At 68.1% G+C, this 22,212-nt stretch carries 20 protein-coding genes; 19 read left to right on the top strand and 1 reads right to left on the bottom strand.

Annotated elements, in window-relative coordinates; genetic code table 11:
* Positions 1–202: 202 nt before the first annotated feature.
* The 17 genes from secA (at position 203) to thiD (ending at position 18,755) form a co-directional block, all read left to right on the top strand.
* Positions 203–3,019 carry a preprotein translocase subunit SecA gene (secA, locus tag HLH34_RS09180; RefSeq protein WP_183119260.1) on the top strand — a complete coding sequence of 939 codons (2,817 nt, stop codon included), beginning with the start codon at positions 203–205 and terminating at the stop codon, positions 3,017–3,019.
* Positions 3,020–3,104: 85 nt separating this feature from the next.
* Positions 3,105–3,854 carry a YebC/PmpR family DNA-binding transcriptional regulator gene (locus tag HLH34_RS09175; RefSeq protein ID WP_183119259.1) on the top strand — a complete coding sequence of 250 codons (750 nt, stop codon included), beginning with the start codon at positions 3,105–3,107 and terminating at the stop codon, positions 3,852–3,854.
* Between the two features lie 8 nt (positions 3,855–3,862).
* A complete protein-coding gene (ruvC, locus tag HLH34_RS09170) occupies positions 3,863–4,369 on the top strand; it encodes a crossover junction endodeoxyribonuclease RuvC (protein ID WP_183119258.1) in 507 nt (168 codons plus the stop codon).
* Positions 4,366–4,968, top strand: a complete 603-nt coding sequence (ruvA, locus tag HLH34_RS09165; RefSeq protein ID WP_183119257.1) for a Holliday junction branch migration protein RuvA — start codon at positions 4,366–4,368, stop codon at positions 4,966–4,968. Before ruvC ends, ruvA begins: the two co-directional genes overlap by 4 nt.
* Positions 4,965–6,017 (top strand): Holliday junction branch migration DNA helicase RuvB, encoded by a 1,053-nt coding sequence (ruvB, locus tag HLH34_RS09160; RefSeq protein WP_183119256.1) that lies wholly within the window; start codon positions 4,965–4,967, stop codon positions 6,015–6,017. The genes ruvA and ruvB overlap by 4 nt, the downstream gene beginning before the upstream one ends.
* Positions 6,014–6,418 carry a YbgC/FadM family acyl-CoA thioesterase gene (locus HLH34_RS09155; RefSeq protein WP_183119255.1) on the top strand — a complete coding sequence of 135 codons (405 nt, stop codon included), beginning with the start codon at positions 6,014–6,016 and terminating at the stop codon, positions 6,416–6,418. The genes ruvB and HLH34_RS09155 overlap by 4 nt, the downstream gene beginning before the upstream one ends.
* 181 nt (positions 6,419–6,599) lie before the next feature.
* The gene (gene tolQ / locus HLH34_RS09150) at positions 6,600–7,319 is read left to right on the top strand and encodes a protein TolQ (RefSeq protein WP_183119254.1); all 720 of its coding nucleotides are present in this window, start codon (positions 6,600–6,602) and stop codon (positions 7,317–7,319) included.
* A gap of 3 nt (positions 7,320–7,322) precedes the next feature.
* A complete protein-coding gene (gene tolR, locus HLH34_RS09145; RefSeq protein ID WP_183119253.1) occupies positions 7,323–7,766 on the top strand; it encodes a protein TolR in 444 nt (147 codons plus the stop codon).
* Positions 7,767–7,798: 32 nt separating this feature from the next.
* Positions 7,799–8,788, top strand: coding sequence for an energy transducer TonB (locus tag HLH34_RS09140; protein ID WP_183119252.1), 990 nt, complete (start codon positions 7,799–7,801; stop codon positions 8,786–8,788).
* A gap of 44 nt (positions 8,789–8,832) precedes the next feature.
* A complete protein-coding gene (gene tolB / locus HLH34_RS09135; protein ID WP_183119251.1) occupies positions 8,833–10,191 on the top strand; it encodes a Tol-Pal system beta propeller repeat protein TolB in 1,359 nt (452 codons plus the stop codon).
* A 247-nt stretch (positions 10,192–10,438) separates the two neighbouring features.
* Entirely contained in the window at positions 10,439–10,915 is a 477-nt protein-coding gene (pal, locus tag HLH34_RS09130; protein WP_183119250.1) for a peptidoglycan-associated lipoprotein Pal, read from the top strand.
* Positions 10,916–11,066: 151 nt separating this feature from the next.
* On the top strand, positions 11,067–11,927 hold the full coding sequence (locus HLH34_RS09125; RefSeq protein WP_244959777.1) for a tetratricopeptide repeat protein: 861 nt from the start codon (positions 11,067–11,069) through the stop codon (positions 11,925–11,927).
* A gap of 16 nt (positions 11,928–11,943) precedes the next feature.
* A complete protein-coding gene (gene tilS / locus HLH34_RS19620; RefSeq protein WP_342354507.1) occupies positions 11,944–13,347 on the top strand; it encodes a tRNA lysidine(34) synthetase TilS in 1,404 nt (467 codons plus the stop codon).
* A 136-nt stretch (positions 13,348–13,483) separates the two neighbouring features.
* On the top strand, positions 13,484–15,415 hold the full coding sequence (ftsH, locus tag HLH34_RS09115; RefSeq protein WP_275690704.1) for an ATP-dependent zinc metalloprotease FtsH: 1,932 nt from the start codon (positions 13,484–13,486) through the stop codon (positions 15,413–15,415).
* A gap of 84 nt (positions 15,416–15,499) precedes the next feature.
* Positions 15,500–16,573, top strand: coding sequence for a dihydropteroate synthase (folP, locus tag HLH34_RS09110; protein ID WP_183119248.1), 1,074 nt, complete (start codon positions 15,500–15,502; stop codon positions 16,571–16,573).
* A 7-nt stretch (positions 16,574–16,580) separates the two neighbouring features.
* Entirely contained in the window at positions 16,581–17,939 is a 1,359-nt protein-coding gene (gene glmM, locus HLH34_RS09105; RefSeq protein WP_183119247.1) for a phosphoglucosamine mutase, read from the top strand.
* A 12-nt stretch (positions 17,940–17,951) separates the two neighbouring features.
* On the top strand, positions 17,952–18,755 hold the full coding sequence (gene thiD / locus HLH34_RS09100) for a bifunctional hydroxymethylpyrimidine kinase/phosphomethylpyrimidine kinase (protein WP_183119246.1): 804 nt from the start codon (positions 17,952–17,954) through the stop codon (positions 18,753–18,755).
* A gap of 10 nt (positions 18,756–18,765) precedes the next feature.
* Here the strand turns inward: thiD and HLH34_RS09095 are convergent, their stop codons facing one another.
* Positions 18,766–19,083 (bottom strand): hypothetical protein, encoded by a 318-nt coding sequence (locus tag HLH34_RS09095; protein ID WP_183119245.1) that lies wholly within the window; start codon positions 19,081–19,083, stop codon positions 18,766–18,768.
* Positions 19,084–19,618: 535 nt separating this feature from the next.
* Between HLH34_RS09095 and HLH34_RS09090 the strand changes: the two genes are divergently transcribed.
* Positions 19,619–20,365, top strand: coding sequence for a response regulator transcription factor (locus tag HLH34_RS09090; protein ID WP_183119244.1), 747 nt, complete (start codon positions 19,619–19,621; stop codon positions 20,363–20,365).
* Positions 20,366–20,888: 523 nt separating this feature from the next.
* Complete coding sequence (locus tag HLH34_RS09085; RefSeq protein ID WP_183119243.1) at positions 20,889–22,184, top strand: NAD(P)/FAD-dependent oxidoreductase; 1,296 nt, start codon at positions 20,889–20,891, stop codon at positions 22,182–22,184.
* Positions 22,185–22,212 lie beyond the last annotated feature (28 nt).

Here is a 22,212-nt window from a genome sequence, read left to right as displayed (position 1 = left end):
GGCATCATGGCCGAGGCAGCCCGGTCCTGCAAGGCTGCCTGGCGCGCGCCCTGGTGCGCCGCGGCGTGGCCCGCAGGCGGTCGCTTCGGTTGACCGGTGGCGGCATGGGTCTTATCTGAGATGCCGCGCGAGAATGCCATTCCTACAGTTCCAGCCTGCCCGTCCGGACAGGAGCGGAGCCGCGCCATCCCGGAAGGTCTACATGTTCGCCAGTCTTGCCCGTGCCTTGTTTGGAACTGCCAACGATCGCTCGCTCAAGGCGTTTCAGCGCCGCGTGCCGGAGATCAATGCGCTGGAGGCCCAGGTCCGTGCGCTGGATGACGGGGCGCTGGCGGCGAAGACGGGCGAATTCCGCGACCGGATCGCCGGCGGCGCGTCACTGGATTCGCTGATGCCCGAAGCCTTCGCGGTGGCGCGCGAGGCCGCGCACCGCGTGCTGGGCATGCGGCATTTCGACGTGCAGCTGATCGGCGGCATGGTCCTGCATGCCGGACGGATCGCCGAGATGCGCACCGGCGAGGGCAAGACGCTGGTCGCCACCCTTGCGGTCTATCTCAGCGCGCTGTCCGGCCGGGGCGTGCACGTGGTGACGGTCAACGACTACCTTGCCCGCCGCGATGCCGAGGAAATGGGCAAGCTGTATTCCTTCCTGGGCCTGACCACCGGCGTCATCGTGCCGAACATGCCCGACGAGGAACGGCGCGCCGCCTATCAGGCCGACATCACCTACGGCACGAACAACGAGTTCGGGTTCGACTATCTGCGCGACAACATGAAGTACCGCATCGAGGACATGGTCCAGCGGCCCTTCCACCACGCGATCGTGGACGAGGTCGATTCGATCCTGATCGACGAGGCGCGCACGCCGCTGATCATCTCCGGCCCGGCCGAGGACAGTTCCGACCTCTATCGCTCGGTCGATACGGTGGTGAGCGAACTGGTGAAGACGCCCGAGGCGTTCGAGAAGGACGAGAAATTCCGCTCGGTCATCCTGACCGACGCCGGGTCCGAGCAGGTCGAGGCCATGCTGCGCGAGGCCGAAGTGCTGGTCGAGGGCGGGCTGTACGACATCCATAACGTCGCGGTGATCCACCACGTCCAGCAGTCGCTGCGGGCGCACACGCTGTTCGCGCGCGACGTGGACTACATCGTCCGGGGCGGCAAGGTCATCATCATCGACGAATTCACCGGCCGCATGATGGACGGCCGGCGCTATTCCGATGGGCTGCACCAGGCGCTGGAAGCCAAGGAGCACGTCGAGATCCAGCAGGAAAACCAGACGCTGGCCTCGATCACCTTCCAGAATTACTTCCGCCTTTATCCCAAGCTGTCGGGCATGACCGGCACCGCGATGACCGAGGCCGACGAGTTCGCCGAGATCTACAAGCTGGACGTGGTCGAGATCCCGACCAACCTGCCGGTGTCCCGCCAGGATGCGGATGACGAGGTCTATCTGACGGCGCGCGAGAAATACGATGCCGTCAGCGCGCTGATCGAGGAGATCGCCAAGACGTCGCAGCCGGTGCTGGTCGGCACGACTTCGATCGAGAAGAGCGAGTACCTGTCCGAACTGCTGAACAAGCGCGGCGTGAAGCACAGCGTCCTGAATGCCCGGTTCCACGAGATGGAGGCCACCATCGTGGCCCAGGCCGGCGCGCCGGGGGCGATCACCATCGCCACCAACATGGCCGGGCGCGGCACCGACATCAAGCTGGGCGGCAATGTGGAGATGCGCGTCCGCCAGGAACTGGCGGAGGTCGAGGACCCCGAGGAACGGACCCGGCGCGAGGCCGAGATCCGCGCCCAGGTCGCCGAATACCATGACATCGTCAAGGCGGCGGGCGGCCTGTACGTCATCGGCACCGAGCGGCATGAAAGCCGGCGCATCGACAACCAGTTGCGCGGCCGCGCCGGGCGGCAGGGCGATCCGGGCAATTCGCGCTTCTTCATCTCGCTCGAAGACGACCTGATGCGGATCTTCGGGACCGAGCGGATGGGTGGCATGCTGCAGCGCCTGGGCCTGAAGGAGGGCGAGGCGATCGTCCACCCGTGGATCAACAAGGCGCTGGAGCGTGCGCAGAAGAAGGTCGAGGCCCGCAACTTCGACATGCGCAAGAACACGCTGAAATATGACGACGTCATGAACGACCAGCGCAAGGAGGTCTATTCCCAGCGCCGGGAATACATGGCGGCCGAGGAAGTGGCTGCGACGGTGCAGGACATGCGCGCCGACGTGATTCACGCGATGGTGGCCCGCCATATCCCCGAGCGCGCCTTTGCCGAACAATGGCAGAGCGCCGAACTGGCCGAGGAAGGGCGTGCCGTCCTGGGGCTGGACCTGCCGGTGGCCGACTGGGCGAAGGAAGACGGGGTGGACGGCCAGACGGTCACCGCCCGGGTGGAACAGGCCGCGACCCAGGCGCAGGCGACCAAGGCCGCCAATTTCGGCCCCGCGATCATGCGCTATATCGAGAAGCAGGTGCTGCTGACCACGTTCGATTCGGTGTGGAAGGAGCATCTGCTGGCGCTGGACCAGCTGCGCCAGGGCATCGGCCTGCGCGCCTACGGCCAGAAGGACCCGCTGAACGAGTTCAAGCACGAGGCCTTCCAGCTGTTTACCGCCATGCTGGACGACCTGCGTCTGCGCGTGACCTCGACCATGGCGCGGGTCGAGGTGGCGCCGCCGGTCATGGACAATCCGTTCACCGGCGTGCCGCAGCCCGGTACTCCGCTCCCTGCCTCCCCGTTCCCCACCAACGCCCCGTTCGCGGGCGCCGCGCAGTCGGGCATGGCCGAGATCCATTCCGACCCGGGTGTGCTGGGGCTGGCGTCGGAACCGGCACCCGGCCTGCTGCCCGCCATGGGCGGCGCCGCGCCGGACGTGACGATGGCGACCCCGATCGGGGCGGCGGCGATCATGCCCGACGATCCGTCCAGCTGGGGCGAGACGCCGCGCAACGCCCTGTGCCCCTGCGGGTCGGGCAAGAAATACAAGCATTGCCACGGCCGGCTGGTCTGACGTCCGGCCGGGGGACTGCACAAACAGAGAGTTGAGAGCGCGCGCCCTGCGCTTCGGGACTGAAGACGAAGGTTAGAGACGAACGATGGCGGGTCATTCCCAGTTCAAGAACATCATGCACCGCAAGGGCGCGCAGGACGCCCGGCGGGCGCGGCAATTCGCCAAGGTGATCCGCGAGATCACGGTTGCCGCGCGGTCGGGCCTGCCGGACCCGGCGTCCAATCCGCGCCTGCGCGCCGCGATTTCGGCGGCGCGCGAGGTCAACATGCCCAAGGATACGGTCGAGCGCGCGATCAAGAAGGCGACCGGCGCCGGCGGCGGCGACGATTACGTCGAGGTCCGGTACGAAGGCTACGGCCCGGCCGGCGTCGCGGTGATCGTCGAGGCCCTGACCGACAACCGCAACCGCACCGCGTCGGACGTGCGGGCCGCGTTCTCCAAGCATGGCGGGTCACTGGGCGAGACCAATTCGGTGTCCTTCATGTTCACCCGGCTGGGCGTCGTCACATACCCGGCCTCGGTCGCCAGCGAGGACGAGATGCTGGAGGCCGCGATCGAGGCCGGGGCCGAAAACGTCGAATCGTCTGCCGAGACGCACGAGGTCACCTGCCCCATCGAATCGTTCTTCGCGGTGCGCGACGCGCTGGAGGCCCGCTTCGGCGAGCCCGCCAGCGCCCGGCTGGACTGGCGCCCGGGCACCCTCGTCACCCTGGACGAGGACAAGGGGCGCAGCCTGCTCAAGCTGGTCGACGTGCTGGAGGAGAATGACGACGTGCAGGCGGTGTACGCGAATTTCGACCTGCCCGACGACGTGGCCGAGAGGCTTTCAGCCTGACCGCGCGCATGGTCCGGTTGCTGGGCATTGATCCGGGCCTGCGTTTCACGGGCTGGGGCATTGTCGATGTCGATGGCAACCGGCTGTGCCATGTCGCCGACGGGGTGATCGCCACCGACGGGGACACTCCGGTCCCCGAACGGCTGCGCCTGCTGCACGACTCCCTGCTGGAACTGGTGCGGGCCCACCGCCCGCACGAGGCGGCGGTCGAGGAAACCTACGTCAACCGCAACGGGTCCTCGACGCTGAAGCTGGGCTATGCGCGCGGGGTTGCCCTGCTGGTGCCCGCGCTGGCCGGAATCGCGGTTTCCGAATACGGTGCGATGGCGGTGAAGCGGGCGGTGGTGGGCACCGGCGCCGCCAGCAAGGACCAGGTGGGAATGATGGTGCGCCGCCTGCTGCCCGGGGCCACGATCCGCCGCGCCGATGCGTCCGACGCGCTGGCGGTTGCGATCTGCCACGCGCATCATCGCGCCAGCACCCTGCGCGTGATGGCCGGGACGCGCATGGCATGATCGCGCATCTGACGGGCCTGGTCAGCCAGGTGGAGGCCGATCGCTGCGTGGTGGATGTCAATGGTGTCGGCTATCTGGTCCAGGCCTCGACCCGCACGCTGTCCGTCCTGCCCCGCCCGCCCGAGACGACGCGCGTCCTGATCGAGACCGTGGTGCGTGAGGATGCGTTCCTGCTGTACGGATTTGCCGAAAGCGCCGAACGCGAATGGTTCCGCCTGCTGACGACGGTGCAGGGGGTGGGGGCCAAGGTGGCGCTGGCCATTCTGTCGTCCCTGTCGTCGGGCGAACTGAGCGCGGTGATCGCCTCGGCCGACAAGGCCAGCCTGACCCGCGCGCCCGGCGTCGGCGCCCGGCTGGCCGAGCGCATCCTGACCGAACTGCGCGACAAGACGGGGCGGATGCCCACGGGCCCGGGGATTGCGATGCCGGTGCAGGCGGCCGGCGGCGGGGTCGAGGCCGACGCGCTGCTGGCGCTGGCCGGCCTGGGCTTCCGGCGTGCCGAAGCCCATCCGGTGGTGGCGCGGATCGTGGCCCGGCTGAACGATAAGGCGGATCTGGACGTCGTGATCCGCGAAAGCCTGCGGGAACTGGCGCGATGACCGATACGCCGCAACGCACGATCGACGCCGCACGGGGGGCCGAGGACGCGGCCGAGGCCACGCTGCGCCCCCAGACACTGGACGATTTCACCGGCCAGAAGGCCAGCCGCGAGAATCTGGCGATCTTCATCGCCGCCGCCCGCAAGCGCGGCGAGGCGATGGACCATGTGCTGCTGCATGGGCCGCCGGGCCTGGGCAAGACCACCCTGGCGCAGATCGTGGCGCGGGAACTGGGCGTGGGGTTTCGCGCGACCTCCGGCCCGGTGATCCAGCGGGCGGGCGATCTGGCGGCGATCCTGACCAACCTGCAGCCGCGCGACGTGCTGTTCATCGACGAGATCCACCGCCTGCAGCCCGCCATCGAGGAAGTGCTGTATCCGGCGATGGAGGATTTCCAGCTGGACCTGATCATCGGCGAGGGGCCGGCCGCGCGCTCGGTGCGCATCGACCTGTCGCCTTTTACCCTGGTGGCGGCGACGACGCGGGCGGGGCTTCTGGCGACCCCGCTGCGCGACCGGTTCGGCATTCCGCTGCGGCTGGTGTTCTATACGGCTGAGGAGTTGCGCCTGATCGTCTCGCGCGGGGCGCAGAAGCTGCAATTCGACCTGACGCCCGACGCAGCCGAGGAAATCGCCCGCCGGTCGCGCGGCACGCCGCGCATCGCCGGCCGCCTGCTGCGCCGGGTGCGCGACTTCGCCTCGGTCGGGCGGGCGTCGGGCGGGCCGGTGGATCGGGGCATGGCCGATGCCGCCCTGTCGCGGCTGGAGGTCGATTCGCTGGGACTGGACGGGATGGACCGGCGCTACCTGCGCCGCATCGCCGAACATCATCACGGCGGCCCGGTGGGGGTGGAAACGCTGGCCGCCGCCCTGGCCGAGGCCCGCGACACCATCGAGGACGTGATCGAACCCTATCTGATTCAGGAAGGGCTGGTGCTGCGCACCAGTCGCGGCCGCATGCTGGGCGAGCGGGGGTGGCGCCATCTGGGGCTGGTCCCGCCGGCGACGCCTCCCAGCCAGGGCGACCTGCTGCGCGAGGACGACGCATGAGGCATGGCATCAATTTCCGGGTCTATTACGAGGATACCGATACCGGCGGCGTCGTCTACCACGCCCGCTACCTCGCCTTCGCCGAACGCGCGCGGACCGAGGCGATCCGCGGCCTGGGCCAGCCGGTCTCGGCGCTGCTGGAGGACTATGGGCTGGCCTTCGTCGTGCGGCATGCCGCCATCGGCTACCGCCAGCCGCTGCGCCTGGACGACCTGGTGACGGTCACCACGCGCCTGATCGAACTGGGGTCGGCCAGTTGCCGCCTGGAGCAGCTGTTCCTGCTGGGCGGGACCCTCTGCGCGGACCTGGAGGTGCGCCTGGCCTGCGTGCGCGTAGCCGACGGCCGGCCTGCCCGATTTCCGCCCTTATGGCGTGATCTTCTGGGCGGACTGGTGGACTGATGGGACACCGGCGGGGCGGACGATAATTCTTTGTCCCGTCATGGTGGAACAGCGGTGGGGGGTGCTTCTGCTTTTCCGCGGAAGCCTATAAGGAACGCACTGGAGTGCAGTGTCAGACTGCCCCGCGTGGCGGTCGGGACCGCGATCGCGCGGTTGCGGGCAGAAGGTGCAGGAGGCGTTTTTGGACCAAGCGGTTAACGCGGCGAATCTGGGCGCGGCTGCGGCCGGCGGTTTGTCGCTCTGGAGTCTGTTCCTACACGCGGCCATCGTCGTCAAACTGGTGATGATCGGCCTGGTGCTCAGCAGCATCGTGGTGTGGGGCATCATCTTCGACAAGATCGTGACCTTGCGGCGGGTCAACCGCCTGGCATCGGAATTCGAGGACCGGTTCTGGTCGGGCGGCAGCCTGGACGACCTGTACGAAGCCGACGGCGCCAAGCCGCTGCACCCGCTGGCGGCGGTATTCGGCGCCGCGATGGGCGAATGGCGGCGTTCGGCGCGGATCGCCGGCGTGGACCTGGCGCGCGGCGGCGTGCAGGAGCGCGTGGACCGCGCTATGTCCATCACCATCACGCGCGAGATGGAGCGGCTGGGCCGCTGGATGATCTTCCTGGCCACCATCGGGCCGGTGGCGCCGTTCATCGGCCTGTTCGGAACGGTGTGGGGCATCATGCACGCCTTCGGGGCCATCGCGGCGATGCACAACACCAACCTGGCCGTCGTCGCCCCCGGCATTTCCGAGGCGCTGTTCGCCACCGCCATCGGCCTTGTGACCGCGATCCCGGCCGTGATTGCCTATAACGTCATCAACAACAGCCTGGCGCTGTTCGAGGACCGGCTGGGCGGGTTCGGCACCGAATTCGCCGCCATCCTGTCCCGCCAGTCCGAGGAAAGGGGCTGAACCATGGGCGTTTCGCTCGGTGGAGGCGGGGGCCGTCGCGGCCGCCGGCGTCCCATGTCGGACATCAACGTCACCCCGCTGGTGGACGTCATGCTGGTGCTGCTGATCATCTTCATGGTCACCGCGCCGATGATGACCAGCGGCGTCAATGTCGACCTGCCGAAGACCGACGCGGCGCCCGTCAACGCGGACAGCAAGCCCCTTACCGTGTCCATCCGGTCGGACGGGGCGCTGTATCTGGGCGACAACCCCGTGTCGTCGGACCAGTTGGTGGACCAGTTGCGCGCGGCGTCGGAAAACGATTCGGCGCACCGGATCTTCGTGCGTGGGGATTCCCACATTGATTACGGCCGCGTCATGGAGGTGATGGGACGGATCACCGCCGGCGGCTTCACCCATGTCGCCCTGCTGGCCCAGCAGCCGCCCTCGGGCGGTGCGGCGCCCTGATTGCCCGTTCGCCGGGTAGGAGCATCCTCGTCGTGGTTCAGCCGCGTCGTTCCGAAACTGTCCTGATGCGCCGGTCGGTCCTGGTGTCCGGCTGCGCCCATGTCGCGCTGCTGCTGGCGGTGCTGCTGGGGCTGCCGTCGCCCATCCCGCCCGAACCACCCCCGCCGCCGACGGTGGAGATGGAATTCACCTCCGACAGCGGCGGCATGCCCCACAAGGCGGACAAGCCTGCGTCCAAGCCCGCGCCGGCCCCGGCCCCTGTTCCGCAGGAAGCCCCGCCGGCCCCCACTCCGCCGGAAAAGGCCCCGCCCGAGGAAGCGCCGCCCCCGCCGCCGCCTCCGCCGCCCATGCCCCCGCCGCCCGAGACGCCGCCCCAGGCGCTGCCCGACGTTCCGGTGCCGCCCAAGGTCGAGCAGCCGTCGCCCGACGCAGTGAAGGCGCCGCCGACACCGCCGTCGCCGCCTGTGCCGTCGCACGCGGTGGCCCCGCCCTCGCCGCAGCCCACGCCCAATGCGCTGCCGCAGACTCAGCAATTCTCGCACGTCACGCAGCCCAACCCGACCAAGAAGCCGGTGCCCGACACGCACTCGCTGCTGGCGACGCTGGATGCGTTCCGTGCCGACCAGAAGCAGACCCACCCGCCCAAGGCGCGGACGAATCCGGTGCAGGGCGGCGCGCCCGACGGCGGCGGGCGGCCGGACGGTGACATCACCAGCGCGCTGAACGCCGCCGACCAGAAGGCGATCGGCAATGCGGTGCGGCGCTGTTATTCCGAAGATACGGCGGCCCGCAATTATGCCCAATTCGTGGCCCATCTGGTCGTGACAGTGGATTCGACCGGCATGGCCCGCCTGGTGCAGTTCAGCCCTGAAACCCAGGCACGGATGGAAGGCGACCCCTCCTACCGCGCCCTGGCCGAGCGTGCGCGCGCCGCGGTGCTCAGCCCGACCTGCGCGCAATTGCCGGTGCCGAAGAATCTGCTGGGACAGACACGACAACTGAAATTCGTTTTCCGCCCATGAAGAAGCAAGCGATCACCATGCGGCGAGACCGAGGAGAGAACCCCATGCGTCCGAGTGATATGCCATTGATTTCCGATGGGGATGCTTCCCTGCTGGCCACCGCTTTCGGCCGGCGTGGCCTGATCGGCGCCGGCATCGCGGGCGGTATCCTGGCCTCGCCGCTGGCCGCCCTGGCGCAGGGGGCGCCTGGCGCCGCCGAAATCACCGTGGACCAGGCGCGTTCCGAACCGATTCCCATCGTGATTCCGCCGCTGGGCGGCGATTTCGGGCAGCAGGTCAGCGCGGTCGTGTCCGCCGACCTGGGCAATTGCGGCCTGTTCCGCCCGATCGCCGGTTCGCTGCCCGCGGGCATGCCGGATTTCGGCACCTACAAATCGCTGGGCGCCCGTGCGCTGGTCAGCGGGACGGCCACCAGCAGCGGCGGCGCGCTGCGGGTGGAATTCCGCCTGTGGGACGTGCTGACGGGGACGCAGATCCAGGGCACCGCCTATACCGCGGCGGCGGCCGATGTCCGCAAGATCGCGCATATCATCGCCGACGTGATCTATGAGCGCATGCTGGGCGAGAAGGGCTATTTCAACACCCGCATCGCCTATATCGCGCGGTCCGGCCCGCGCGCACACCAGACGACGCGCCTGGCGATCATGGATCAGGACGGGGCCAACAGCCACTACCTGTCGGGCGGCCAGTGGCTGACCCTGACGCCGCGCTTCAGCCCGGCCAGCGACCAGTTGGCGTTCATGTCCTATGCAAATAATCGTCCGCGGGTTTACATGCTCAACCTGGCGACCGGGCGGCAGCAGCTGCTGGGCGATTTCGAAGGGATTTCCTTCGCCCCGCGCTTTGCCCCGGACGGACGGTCGGTCGTGCTGTCGGCGACGCGCGGCGGTGGGTCCGACATCTTCACCGTGGACCTGGTGACCCGGGCAAAGCGGCAGCTCACCAGTTCCGGCGCGATCGACACCAGCCCGTGCTACAGCCCGGACGGGTCGCAGATCGTCTTCAATTCGGATCGCGGGGGTACGCCGCACCTTTATATCATGAGCGCCAGCGGCGGCGGAGCGAAGCGGATTTCCTATGGCAGCGGCACCTATGGCTCGCCTGTCTGGTCGCCGCGCGGCGACCTGATCGCGTTCACCCGTATCGCCAACGGCAGCTTCTCGCTGGGCGTGATGGCACCGGACGGCACGGGCGAACGGATCATGACGCAGGGTTTTACGGTCGAAAGCCCGTCTTTCTGCCCCAATGGACGGGTCATCGCCTTCTGTCGCCAGACCGCGGCGGGGGCGGGGGGCGCCGGGTTCTCGTCGGGGATCAGCACCGTCGACATCACCGGCTTTCACGAACGCGCGATCCCGGTGGGCGGTGCGTCGGATCCGGCCTGGTCGCCGCTGAACGGGTGAATATTTCAGGCCGGAAAGGCGCTCTACTGTGCTTTTCCGGTCGATACGAAAACAAGATGACGGGTATGTGTTCCGGACATCTTGACGATTAATGAGGTCTGGCGTTAACGGGCAACTGGTCTCCAGTGTTCGCCACGTTCTGTCGCCCGGTTGTTGACGGAACAAAACGAGTGTCGGGACCAGAGACTTTACCCGGCAACTTAATCATATGGTTCCATTGAGGGAACCGATCTCAGGATCAAAAATAATGAGACTGAAGCTTCTTGGTGCGCTTGGCATGGCCGTGCTTCTGGCGGCGTGCTCGGACAACTCGGACAAGGGCGCCACGACCGGGACCGGCGCCGCCGCGCAGACCACCGGCGTCACGCCCGGCAGCGAAGCCGACCTGGTTGCCAATGTCGGTGATCGCGTGTTCTTCGAGCTGAACAAGAACAACCTGTCCACCGAGGCCCAGGGCACCCTGGACCGTCAGGCCGCGTGGCTTGCCAAGTATCCGCAGGTAACGATCCAGGTTGCCGGCAACTGCGACGATCGCGGCACCGAGGAATACAACATCGCCCTGGGCGAGCGCCGCGCCAACGCCGCGCGCGACTACCTGGTGGCGAAGGGCGTCGCCGCCTCGCGCATCACCACGATCTCGTATGGTAAGGACCGCCCCACGGCGACCGGCGACGACGAGCAGTCGTGGGCCCAGAACCGTAACGCGATCACCTCGGTTCGCTAATCCGGCCTGCCGGAACTTTTCGGACCCGGATGGAACCGGCCAGGCGCTTATCGCCTGGCCGGTTTTGTTTTAGACAAGGGGCAGGACGCATGGTGGGACCTCCGGTCCGGCCGTTCGCAAAATTCTGCCGTCTTGCAAGGGAAAGCCGTTCATGGGGTCTGTCGCATTCCGCCCTCCTTCCTTCCGTGTCCTGCCCCTGACGGCCTTGGGATTACTGGCCGGCCTGGGCGTCCTGTCGCCCGTGCCGGCGTTGGCCCAGGATGTGACGAGCCGCGAGGGCATCGCGTTGCAGGACCAGATCATGGACCTGCGCCAGCAGTTGTCGCAGCTTCAGTCCGCCGCCGGTCCGGGCGGCGCGCTGCCGCCTCCGGTGGCGCCCGGCGCCACGTCCTCGCCGCCGGTCAACGGCGACCTGACGGCGCAGCTGCTGGACCGGGTCAGCACGCTGGAGCAGGCGGTCCGTGACATGCGCGGGCAACTGGACCAGCTGACCAATCAGGTCCAGACCCAGAACGCGGCGATGTCGAAGCAGATCGACGACATGAATTTCGCGGCCCAGAACGGGCATGGCGGGGCCGCAGCACCCTCGGCCCCGGCCGCGGCGCCCGCTGCCCCGAAGCCTGCGAAGCGCACGGCCGACGCCGCGTTGCAGGACGGCAATGCCGCGCTGCTGCGCCGGGACTATGCCGGGGCGCAGGCCGCAGCTCAGGAGGTCCTGTCCGGTCCGCGCGGTCCGCGTCAGGTTGACGCCCAGTTCCTGCTGGCGCAGTCGCTGGCCGGGCAGAAGCAATATCGCCAGTCGGCGGTGGCCTATTACGACACCTATAATCGTGCGCCGCGTTCGGGCCGCGCCCCTGACGCACTGCTGGGCGTGGCGGCGACCTTGCTGGCGCTGGGCGACAAGCCGTCCGCCTGCCAGGCGCTGGACAAGCTGAAAAGCGAATTCCCATCCCCCGCGCCCAAGGTCCGCACGGCCGAGACGAGCTATCGCACCCGCGCCGGATGCCACTGACACCGGCCTGAACGGCGTGGCCGACCTGATCCGCGCCCCGGGTGACTCCCCCGGCGAGGTGGTGGGCGACGCGCTGTTCGCACGGGTGATGGCGCGGTTGGGCCCATGGGTGCCTGACAGAACGCCCGGCGGGCCGGATATGCCCCCCGTGGGCATCGCGGTGTCCGGCGGAGCGGACAGCCTGTGCCTGGCGTTTCTCGCCGCGCGCTGGCGGCGCGCGGTGCGGGCGCTGGTGGTCGATCATAGGTTGCGCGCCGAATCGGCGCATGAGGCACTGCTGACGCTGGACCGGCTGCGCGATCTGGGCATTCCGGCCGACCTTCTGGTCCTCGAAGGGCTGAGGCGCGGCCCCGGTCTGGCCGACCGTGCGCGGCGCGCCCGCTACGCCGCCCTGACGCGGGCCTGCCGGCAGGCGGGCATCATCGACCTGTTGCTGGGACATCATGCGGACGACCAGGCGGAAACGATCCTGATCCGCCGGCGCGCCGCCAGCGGCCCCGACGGGCTGGCGGGCATGGCGTGGATTTCGTCGACGGCGGACCTGCGGCTGGTGCGGCCGTTGCTGGGGTTCGGCAAGGAGAGGCTGCGTGCGACCCTCCGTCACGCCGGACTGGCATGGATCGAGGACCCGTCGAACGCCGATGTCCGCGCCGAACGGGCGCGGGTACGCGGCGCGCTGGCCGGTGACCCCGAACGCGCCGAACTGGCCCGGCGGTCGGCGGCACGGGCGGGGCGGGCACGCATGGTGGCGGACCATGGCCAGGCCGTGGCGCTGGCGGCGCGGACGGAATACGCCCCCGGGGGGTGGGTCGCGCTGCCGGCCGACCTGCTGTGCCCCCGGGCGCTGGCATCCGTGTTGCGGATGGTGTCGGGCGGCGACTACCCGCCTTCGCGACGGGCGGTGGATGCGCTGGCGGCCGCGCCGCGGGCGGCGACCCTGGGCGGGGCCTGCCTGCTGCCGGCCGGCCCGGCGCTGCGCCGGGCCGGTCTGGCCTGGCTGGTGGTGCGCGAGGAAGCGGCGATGGACGCCGCTGTCCCGGCGCGGGCCGGGGCATGCTGGGACGGGCGTTTCGTCCTGTGGGCCCCCCCGGGTCTTGTGCTGGATGGCGTGACCTTCGGCGCGGCGGGGCCGGTCGCGCGCTGGGCGCCGCCGGGATGGCGGTCGCGCTGGCCGGCGCGGGCGTGGCGGACGCTGCCGGCCCTGCATCGCGACGGCCGGGTGGTGGCGGTGCCGCTGGCCGGAATCTGCCATGCGCCGGACCTGGCCGACGTGCGGATCGCGCTGCTGCCCGGGGCGCTGGCGGCCGAGAGCGGGCTGTTCGGGGATCTGCCCCCGGATGGTCCGGGGGATGGGCCAGGGGTGGGTCCGGGGGGTGAATTTGCCCTCGCGGTGCAAGAAAGACCGGACATGGGGGTGTGAATGTCCCCCGATCGGCCTATGTAGGGTAGAACATTAGGTTGAAAAGGCGTCTGGCCCCTGGTCAGAATGGACGGTCTTGCGTGCTCCGGCACCGTACGGGAACCGGGTGGCGCCAGCGTATGGAACAATGGGCAAGATGAACAATTTTGGCCGGAACCTGGCCCTCTGGGTTATCATCATCGTGTTGCTGCTGTTGCTGTTCAACGTCTTCCAGCCCGGAAGCGTGCAGCACGCCTCGCAGCAGCTCGCATATTCCGATTTCATCGGGGACGTGAATGGCGGGCGGGTGCGCTCGGTCATCGTGCAGGATCATAATATTTCCGGCACGCTGACGGACGGCACATCGTTCGAGACCTATACGCCGCAGGACCCGACGCTGATCCCACGCCTGACCGAAAAGGGCGTCGAGGTGGTGGCCAAGCCGCAGGACAGCGATTCCAACCCCTTCCTGCGCTATCTGATCAATTATGCCCCGATCCTGCTGATGTTCGGCGCGTGGATCTTCATCATGCGCCAGATGCAGGCGGGCGGCGGCCGGGCGATGGGCTTCGGCAAGTCGCGTGCCCGCATGCTGACGGAAAAGCAGGGGCGGGTGACGTTCGATGACGTCGCCGGCATCGACGAGGCGAAGTCCGAACTGCAGGAAATCGTCGACTTCCTTCGCGACCCGCAGAAATTCACCCGCCTGGGCGGCAAGATCCCCAAGGGCGTGCTGCTGGTCGGCCCGCCGGGCACCGGCAAGACGCTGCTGGCGCGGGCCATCGCGGGCGAGGCGAACGTGCCGTTCTTCACCATCTCGGGCTCGGATTTCGTCGAGATGTTCGTGGGTGTCGGCGCTTCGCGCGTTCGTGACATGTTCGAGCAGGGCAAGAAGGCCGCCCCCTGCATCATCTTCATCGACGAAATCGACGCCGTGGGCCGCCATCGCGGCGCCGGCCTGGGCGGCGGCAACGACGAACGCGAACAGACCCTGAACCAGATGCTGGTCGAGATGGACGGGTTCGAGAGCAACGAGGGCGTGATCCTGATCGCCGCGACCAACCGCCCCGACGTGCTGGACCCGGCGCTGCTGCGTCCCGGCCGCTTCGACCGGCAGGTGGTGGTGCCCAACCCCGACGTGGTGGGGCGCGAGAAGATCCTGCGCGTGCATATGCGCAAGGTGCCGCTGGCCTCGGACGTCGACCCGAAGGTGATCGCGCGCGGGACGCCGGGCTTCTCGGGCGCGGACCTGGCCAATCTGGTGAACGAGGCCGCGCTGATGGCCGCCCGGCTGGGCAAGCGCACCGTGGCGATGCTGGAATTCGAGAACGCCAAGGACAAGGTGCTGATGGGCGCCGAGCGCCGCTCGCTGGTCATGAGCGACGACGAGAAGAAGATGACCGCCTATCACGAAGGCGGGCACGCGCTGGTCGCGATCCTGACGCCGGGCGCCGATCCGGTTCACAAGGCCACGATCATCCCGCGCGGCCGCGCGCTGGGCCTGGTCATGAGCCTTCCCGAGGGCGATCGCTATTCCAAGAGCCGCGCCAAGTGCCTGGGCGAACTGACCCTGGCCATGGGCGGGCGGGCGGCCGAGGAAATCATCTTCGGCGCCGACAATGTCTCGAACGGGGCATCGGGCGATATCAAGATGGCGACCGACCTGGCGCGCCGGATGGTGTCCGAATGGGGCATGAGCGACAAGCTGGGCATGATCGCCTATGGCGATAACGGCCAGGAAGTGTTCCTGGGCCACAGCGTGACCCAGAACAAGAACGTGTCGGAAGAAACGGTTCGCGAGATCGATGACGAGATCAAGAGCCTGATCGACGCGGCCTATGTCCGCGCCCGGACGCTGCTGATCGAGCATATCGACGAACTGCATCGCCTGGCCCAGGCGCTGCTGGAGTACGAGACCCTGTCGGGCGAGGAAATTCGCCAGGTGCTGCGTGGCGAGAAGATCGAGCGGATCGTGGTCGACGACCCGATGCCCGAGAATCGCCGGGCCTCGGTACCCCCCACCCCGCCGGCGGCGCCGTTGCCCTCGCCGGGCGGCGGGGGACTGGATCCCGCCCCACTGCCGGGCTAGATTTGCATTTATCCGAATTCGGGAAACAGGCGGGGGTCTTCTCCGCCTGTTTTCGTTCCGACAGTGCGGTGATGGGAACAGGGCATGGATGCTTTTCGGCTGATCGAGCCGACGGGACTGGTCTTCGGGCAGGCGGCGCATGCGGCGGTGGAGGCGGGTTTCGCCCACTGGCTGGTCGGCGGGCCGGCTGCCTTCACGCTGGCGCGGCTGATCGGAGACGGGACGACCCGCCTGGTGCCGGCGTCCGATATTCCATCCGACTGGCTGCCGGAACTGGCGCGGATGACCACGCCCCTGCCGTCGGCGGACCTGCCGGACGGGCCGCAGGTCATGGGCATCCTGAACATAACCCCCGACAGTTTCAGCGACGGCGGCCGGCATTTCGGCCCCGAAGCGGGGATGCGTGCGGGGATCGCGATGGTGACGGCCGGCGCCGGCCTGCTGGATATCGGGGGCGAGAGCACCCGCCCGGGCTCGGCCGTCGTCACGCCGGACGAGGAATGGGCCAGGATCGCCCCGGTCTTCGCGGAACTGCGAATCCAGACCGACGTGGCCTTGTCGGTCGATACCCGCAATGCCCGCACCATGGCGTCGTCGCTGGGGATGGGGGCCACGGTCATCAACGATGTTTCGGCCCTGATGCATGACCCGTACGCGCTGGCGGTCGTGGCGGATGCGGCCTGCCCGGTGGTGCTGATGCATATGCGCGGCACGCCGCAGACGATGAACCGCCTGGCGGTCTATGACGACGTGGGGGTCGAGGTGGTTCGCGAGCTGTCGGCGCGGATCGACGAGGCGGTGGCGGCGGGCATCGATCGCAGCCGGATCATCGTCGATCCCGGGATCGGCTTCGCCAAGAACGGGCCGCAGAACGCCGAATTGCTGGCCCGGCTGCCGATTCTGGCGAATCTGGGCTGTCGCGTGCTGCTGGGGACGTCGCGCAAGCGCCTGCTGGGCGACCTGGCGCACGTGCCGGTGGCCTCGGAACGCGATCCGGGCACCCTGGTCAGCAGCCTGCCGGGCCTGGCGCTGGGCAACCCCATCCTGCGGGTGCACAACGTGGCCTCCATGATCCAGGCCGTGCGGGTCTGGCAGGGGCTGTGGACCTGCGATAAGGCTGGGGCAGGCCACGCGATGGCCACGCGTACCCAGGGATAGCCAAGGCATGACCAAAACAAGAAAACTGTTCGGCACCGATGGGATCAGGGGGACCGCCAACCAGGACCCCATGACGGTGGAAATCGCGCAGAAGCTGGGGCAGGCCGCCGGCCTGCGCTTCACGCGCGGGACGCATCGCCACCGGGTCCTGCTGGGCAAGGATACGCGGCTGTCGGGCTACATGATCGAATGCGCCCTGGTGTCCGGCTTCCTGTCCGCCGGCATGGACGTGACCCTGGTGGGGCCGATGCCCACGCCCGCGATCGCCATGCTGACGCGCTCGCTGCGCGCCGACCTGGGCGTCATGATCTCGGCCTCGCACAATCCCTTCGGCGATAACGGGATCAAGCTGTTCGGGCCGGATGGTTTCAAGCTGTCGGACGAGACCGAGGCCGAGATCGAATCCCTGATGCGCTCCGACCTGACGGGGCAATTGGCGGCCCCCGACCGGATCGGGCGGGCATCGCGCCTGAACGATGCCGTGGGCCGGTATATCGAGAACGCCAAGGGCTCGTTCCCGCGTGGGCGGCGGCTGGACGGGCTGCGGATCGTGATTGATTGCGCGAACGGCGCGGCCTATCGCGTGGCGCCGACGGCGCTGTGGGAACTGGGGGCTGAAGTCATCCGCATCGGCTGCGACCCAAATGGCATCAACATCAACGAGAATTGCGGATCGACCCGTCCCGAGGCGCTGTGCGCGGCGGTGGTCGAGCACAAGGCGCATATCGGCATCGCGCTCGACGGTGACGCCGACCGGGTGCTGATCGCCGACGAACAGGGGCGGCTGATCGACGGCGACCAGATCCTGGCGCTGATCGCCCGGTCCTGGGCCCGGCAGGGGCGGCTGAACACGGCGCAGATCGTCGCCACCGTGATGTCGAACATGGGTTTGGCCCGGTGCCTGGAGGGGATGGGCCTGGAACTGGTGCGCACGGCGGTCGGCGACCGGTATGTCGTCGAACGCATGCGCGAACTGGGCGCGAATATCGGCGGCGAGCAGTCCGGCCACATGGTCCTGTCCGACTTCGCCACCACCGGTGACGGGCTGGTGGCGGCCCTGCAGGTCCTGGCCGTGCTGGTCGAGGAGGGCCGTCCGGCCAGCCAGGTCTGCCGTATGTTCACGCCGTTCCCGCAGATGCTGCGCAATGTCCGTTTCCGGGGCGAAAGCCCCCTGCACGCACCGTCGGTGCAGCAGGCCAGGCTTCTGGCGGAAGCCGAACTGGGCACGGCGGGCCGCCTGCTGCTGCGCGAAAGCGGGACCGAGCCGCTGGTGCGCGTGATGGCCGAGGCCGAGGATCCGGCTCTGGTGGAACGGGTCGTCGCCGCCATGTGCGCGGCAATCGATTCGGTCCAGGTCGCGGCGTGAGGGTATAGCGCCATGAAGGGGCGTGTTCTCGTCGTTGCCGGCAGCGATTCCGGCGGTGGGGCGGGTATCCAGGCGGATATCAAGGCGATCACGGCGCTGGGCGGTTTCGCCATGACGGCGCTGACGGCGCTGACGGCGCAGAACACGGTGGGCGTGCATGACGTCTTTGCCGTTCCGGTCGATTTCGTCATGCGGCAGATGCTCTGCGTCCTGGACGATCTCGGCGCCGATGCGTTCAAGAGCGGCATGCTCGACCGGGCGGACATCATCAGCGCGGTGGCGGGCATCATACGGGGCCGGCCGGGCATTCCCTATGTTCTCGACCCCGTCATGGTGGCCAAGGGCGGATCGCGGCTGTTGCAGGACAACGCAGTCGAAACGTTGAAGCGCGACCTGTTGCCGCTGGCCACCCTGCTGACCCCCAACCTGCCCGAAGCCGAGGTGCTGGTCGGCTATCCCATCCGCACTGTCGACGACATGCGCCGCGCGGCGATGGACCTGCGCCAGGCCGGGGCGCAGGCCGTGCTGCTGAAGGGCGGCCATCTGGAAGGCGACGTGCTGACCGACGTACTGGTCAGCGACTCGGGCGTCGACCTGTTTTCGGGCGCGCGGCTGCAGACGCGCCACACGCACGGAACCGGATGCACGCTGGCCAGCGCGATCGCCACCGGACTGGCGCAGGGCATGGGCTTGCGCGATTCGGTAGTACGGGCGCGCACCTACCTGCGGGCCGCGATCGCGGCGGCGCCGGGTTATGGCGCCGGGGCCGGACCGCTGGATCACGGGGTGACGATGCGGCCCGACGGGTTGGTGTAGACCCGATATTCTACCGGCTGGATTTCAGGGGTATTTCCGTCCCCGATACGCCCGACATCCTGACGATGACCGGCAACAGGCGGGAAACATGGCGTGGCCGCAGCACGCCCCGGCTGCGTAGTCCGTGGATGGCACGCACCGCCATCCAGGCGCATCCCAGCGCGACATGGTGGGTGAAGCCGGGCCGGCGATCCGGTTCGGCCCGGCGGGGCTGCATTCCCGGAGGGGACGCATGACGCAGCACGCTGCCGCGACACCATGCCCGCAGGGGAATAGCCGGCGCGCCACGCGGCCGGCGGGATGCGGCGGGGGCATGGGCGCGGTTCATGCGCGCCGGTCCTGCCGCACGGGGCACCGGACGTGCGGAAAAATACAAAAAGCCACGAAGCAGGGCCTCCTGCCGTTCAAGCGGTTGCTCGAACCGGGAAAGCCCGAAGCCGGTCGGCCGACCGGGCAGGTCAGCAGACGAGCAGGACGGTCAGACCCGGATATGCACACTGCCTGCGAACGGACCCCGCGGACGACATGCGTCGGGCGTGGCCCCCCCGCGAGGCGTTTCTAGATCGGGGGTTCATGATCGTTTCTTGTTTGGGGTGCCGCATCGCGTCCAGTGGGCGCAAGACGACGTTCGGTGGTGGTGGGTATACCCACTCTCCGGTCTCTTTCAAGGAAAAAACGTATCTCGAAACGAAATCGTATTGATGAAGGAATTGGCTCCTGCCGACCGGCGAGAGAAATGTTTGATATAACATATGCGTGAGTCGAAGGACGATATGGAGAAGATGCGTCTCATAAAGATTGTTTCAGGGAGGATATACACCTATAGGTAGTAATTGTTACAAAATAAAACCTGTGGTGGTCCAATGCGCGTTCTGCTCGTCGAATATGATGATGACACGGCTGAAGGTACTTCCGGCACATTGCGGTCGATCGGATATTCCGTCGACCATGTCTCCACGGGGGGCGAAGCGGTCGAAATGCTTCGACGGTATGACTACGACCTTGCTCTTCTGGAGATGGTCCTGCCGGACATGGCGGGATACGAGGTCGTGCGGACGATCCGGGCCGCGCGGATCGACACGCCGGCGATGGTCCTGTCCAGTCTGGTTCGGCCCCAGGCCAAGGTAAAGGCGTTTTCCGCCGGGGCGGACGATTACGTCACCAAGCCGTACGACCCGACCGAACTGGCGGCGCGCGTGCAGGCGGTGGTCCGGCGATCGAAGGGCTATTGCGAACCGACCTTGCGGGCAGGCCGGTTGAAGCTCTGCCTGGACAGCCGCGAGGTCTCGGTCGACGGACGGCCGGTGCATCTGACCGGCAAGGAATATCTGATCCTGCAACTGCTGCTGCTGCGAAAGGGGATGGTGCTGACCAAGGATGCCTTCCTCAATCACCTCTATGGCGGCATGGACGAGCCCGAGATGAAGATCATCGACGTCTTTATCTGCAAATTGCGCAAGAAGCTGCATCAGGCCGGGGTCGATAACCTGATTACCACCGTTTGGGGGCAGGGATATATGCTGAAGGAAGATGCGTTGCCTCGTCCGGCGGTGCCGAAACCCGTCGCGGTGCCGACGGCTAGCCCGGCGCCGTCCCTGGGCGCACTCTGATTGCCAGTGGCCTGACACGGCAGGGCTCCAGGACCATGCAAGCGTAAATGTGGCGGTGCGAAAGGTGATTCCCCATCGTCCCGTCCGGAGGGCAGGGCGGTGGGGGCCGCAGGACGAGGCGGTGTCCCGACGGGGCATCGTCCCGTGCCGCGCAAAAAAAATGCAGGGTCCGAAGACCCTGCAAGTGTAAAGTGATGATTAGATATGCGATGCCCCCATCGCCCTGTCTGTATGGCAGGGTCGCGGGGATCAGGACATGATCTGGGTCAAAAACAGATTACAATATCGTAGGAATTCGGATTTCAGGGATGGGGCCGCCGGTTTTCGGCCGGGCGGCACAGATCATTCCGGATGGGAATGACCCCCTGACCAAGTAGCACTTGAGCGTTTCGGCGGCAGAACGCACACCAGTCCGACGGAGAGGCGGCGGATACAGGGCGGCGGATGATGCTGACAGGAACGAACGGGCGTGGGCTGGCAGGGCAGGATGTGTGCCCGGCCTGCCAGGTGGAGACCACACGACATGCTGGCTGACCCGCGATCCCACGGTCTGTGGGAATGCACCGCGCCGGCCGCCCCCGCCACCACGGCGCTGTCGGGACAGGTCACCACACGGGTGGCCATCGTGGGGGCGGGCTATACCGGCCTGTCCGCCGCCCTGAACCTGGCCGCGGCGGGGATCGAGGCGGTGGTGCTGGACGGCGCCGAGGTCGGTTTCGGCGGATCGGGGCGCAATGTCGGCCTGGTCAACGCCGGCATGTGGGTCATGCCCGACGATCTGCCGGGCACGCTGGGCGAACCGTATGGCGAACGGTTGCTGTCGCTGCTGGGCAACGCGCCGGCCGAGGTCTTCGACCTGATCGACCGCCATGCCATCGCCTGCGAGGCGGAGCGGACCGGCACCCTGCATTGCGCCGACGATGAAAAGGGCGTGCGCGAACTGCGCGAACGCGCCCGGCAGTGGCAGGCGCGGGGCGTCGCGGTACGCCTGCTCGATGGCGCGGAAACTTGCCGCATGACCGGCAGCGTGGCCTATCGGGCTGCCCTGCTGGACCCGCGCGCCGGCACGATCCAGCCCCTGGCCTATGCGCGCGGACTGGCCGCGGCGGCGATCGCGGCGGGGGCGCGGGTCTTCACGCGCTCGCCGGTGATCGGCTGCATGCAGTCCGGCGCGCGCTACCAGCTGGATCTTCCGGGCGGGCAGGTGCTGGCGGATCAGGTCATCGTGGCGTCGAACGCCTATGGCACCGGCCCGTGGACGACCCTGGCGCAGGAATTGATGCCGCTGCCCTATTTCAACTGCGCGACGCCGCCCTTACCCGATGCGGTGCGGCGGACCATCCTGTCGGGCCGGCAGGGGGCATGGGATACCCGCCGCATCCTGCGCTCGTTCCGCATGGACCAGGCCGGGCGGCTGGTGTTCGGCAGCATCGGCGCGCTGTCCGGCGCGGGGCTGGGCGTGCACCGGGACTGGGCGCGCCGTTCGGTGACGCGGATGTTCCCGCAGATCGGACCGGTGCGCTTTGAAAGCGAATGGTTCGGCACCATCGGCATGACCGCCGACAGCCTGCCGCGCTTCCACCGCCTGGCGCCGGGGATCGTCGCGATCTGTGGTTATAACGGACGGGGCATCGCCCCGGGTACCGTGTTCGGCCGCGTGCTGGCCGATGTGGTGCGCGGCATCACCGACGATGCCGCCCTGCCGCTGCCGGTGACGGATGTCCGGCCGCCGGGGTTTCGCCGGGCCCGGCAGATCTTCTATGAGACGGGTGCCTGCCTTGCCCATGCGGCGGGGGAGCGGGTGAAGACCCGGGGCTGACCCGTTTCCCATTTTTTGTGCGACCAAT

This window comes from Gluconacetobacter azotocaptans (assembly GCF_014174355.1).
GTDB lineage: Bacteria > Pseudomonadota > Alphaproteobacteria > Acetobacterales > Acetobacteraceae > Gluconacetobacter > Gluconacetobacter azotocaptans.
Note: the sequence above shows the minus strand (reverse complement) of the source record. Positions and strands in the feature narration are given on the sequence as shown.

Coding starts and splice junctions, on each gene's coding strand:
- HLH34_RS09095 (WP_183119245.1), bottom strand. CDS start 19,083: ATGAACCGCGCCCATGCCCCCGCCGCATCCCGCCGGCCGCGTGGCGCG.
- ruvA (WP_183119257.1), top strand. CDS start 4,366: ATGATCGCGCATCTGACGGGCCTGGTCAGCCAGGTGGAGGCCGATCGC.
- thiD (WP_183119246.1), top strand. CDS start 17,952: ATGAAGGGGCGTGTTCTCGTCGTTGCCGGCAGCGATTCCGGCGGTGGG.
- glmM (WP_183119247.1), top strand. CDS start 16,581: ATGACCAAAACAAGAAAACTGTTCGGCACCGATGGGATCAGGGGGACC.
- HLH34_RS09175 (WP_183119259.1), top strand. CDS start 3,105: ATGGCGGGTCATTCCCAGTTCAAGAACATCATGCACCGCAAGGGCGCG.
- secA (WP_183119260.1), top strand. CDS start 203: ATGTTCGCCAGTCTTGCCCGTGCCTTGTTTGGAACTGCCAACGATCGC.
- folP (WP_183119248.1), top strand. CDS start 15,500: ATGGATGCTTTTCGGCTGATCGAGCCGACGGGACTGGTCTTCGGGCAG.
- ruvB (WP_183119256.1), top strand. CDS start 4,965: ATGACCGATACGCCGCAACGCACGATCGACGCCGCACGGGGGGCCGAG.
- HLH34_RS09090 (WP_183119244.1), top strand. CDS start 19,619: ATGCGCGTTCTGCTCGTCGAATATGATGATGACACGGCTGAAGGTACT.
- ftsH (WP_275690704.1), top strand. CDS start 13,484: ATGAACAATTTTGGCCGGAACCTGGCCCTCTGGGTTATCATCATCGTG.
- ruvC (WP_183119258.1), top strand. CDS start 3,863: ATGGTCCGGTTGCTGGGCATTGATCCGGGCCTGCGTTTCACGGGCTGG.
- HLH34_RS09155 (WP_183119255.1), top strand. CDS start 6,014: ATGAGGCATGGCATCAATTTCCGGGTCTATTACGAGGATACCGATACC.
- pal (WP_183119250.1), top strand. CDS start 10,439: ATGAGACTGAAGCTTCTTGGTGCGCTTGGCATGGCCGTGCTTCTGGCG.
- HLH34_RS09125 (WP_244959777.1), top strand. CDS start 11,067: ATGGGGTCTGTCGCATTCCGCCCTCCTTCCTTCCGTGTCCTGCCCCTG.
- tolB (WP_183119251.1), top strand. CDS start 8,833: ATGCGTCCGAGTGATATGCCATTGATTTCCGATGGGGATGCTTCCCTG.
- HLH34_RS09085 (WP_183119243.1), top strand. CDS start 20,889: ATGCTGGCTGACCCGCGATCCCACGGTCTGTGGGAATGCACCGCGCCG.
- tolR (WP_183119253.1), top strand. CDS start 7,323: ATGGGCGTTTCGCTCGGTGGAGGCGGGGGCCGTCGCGGCCGCCGGCGT.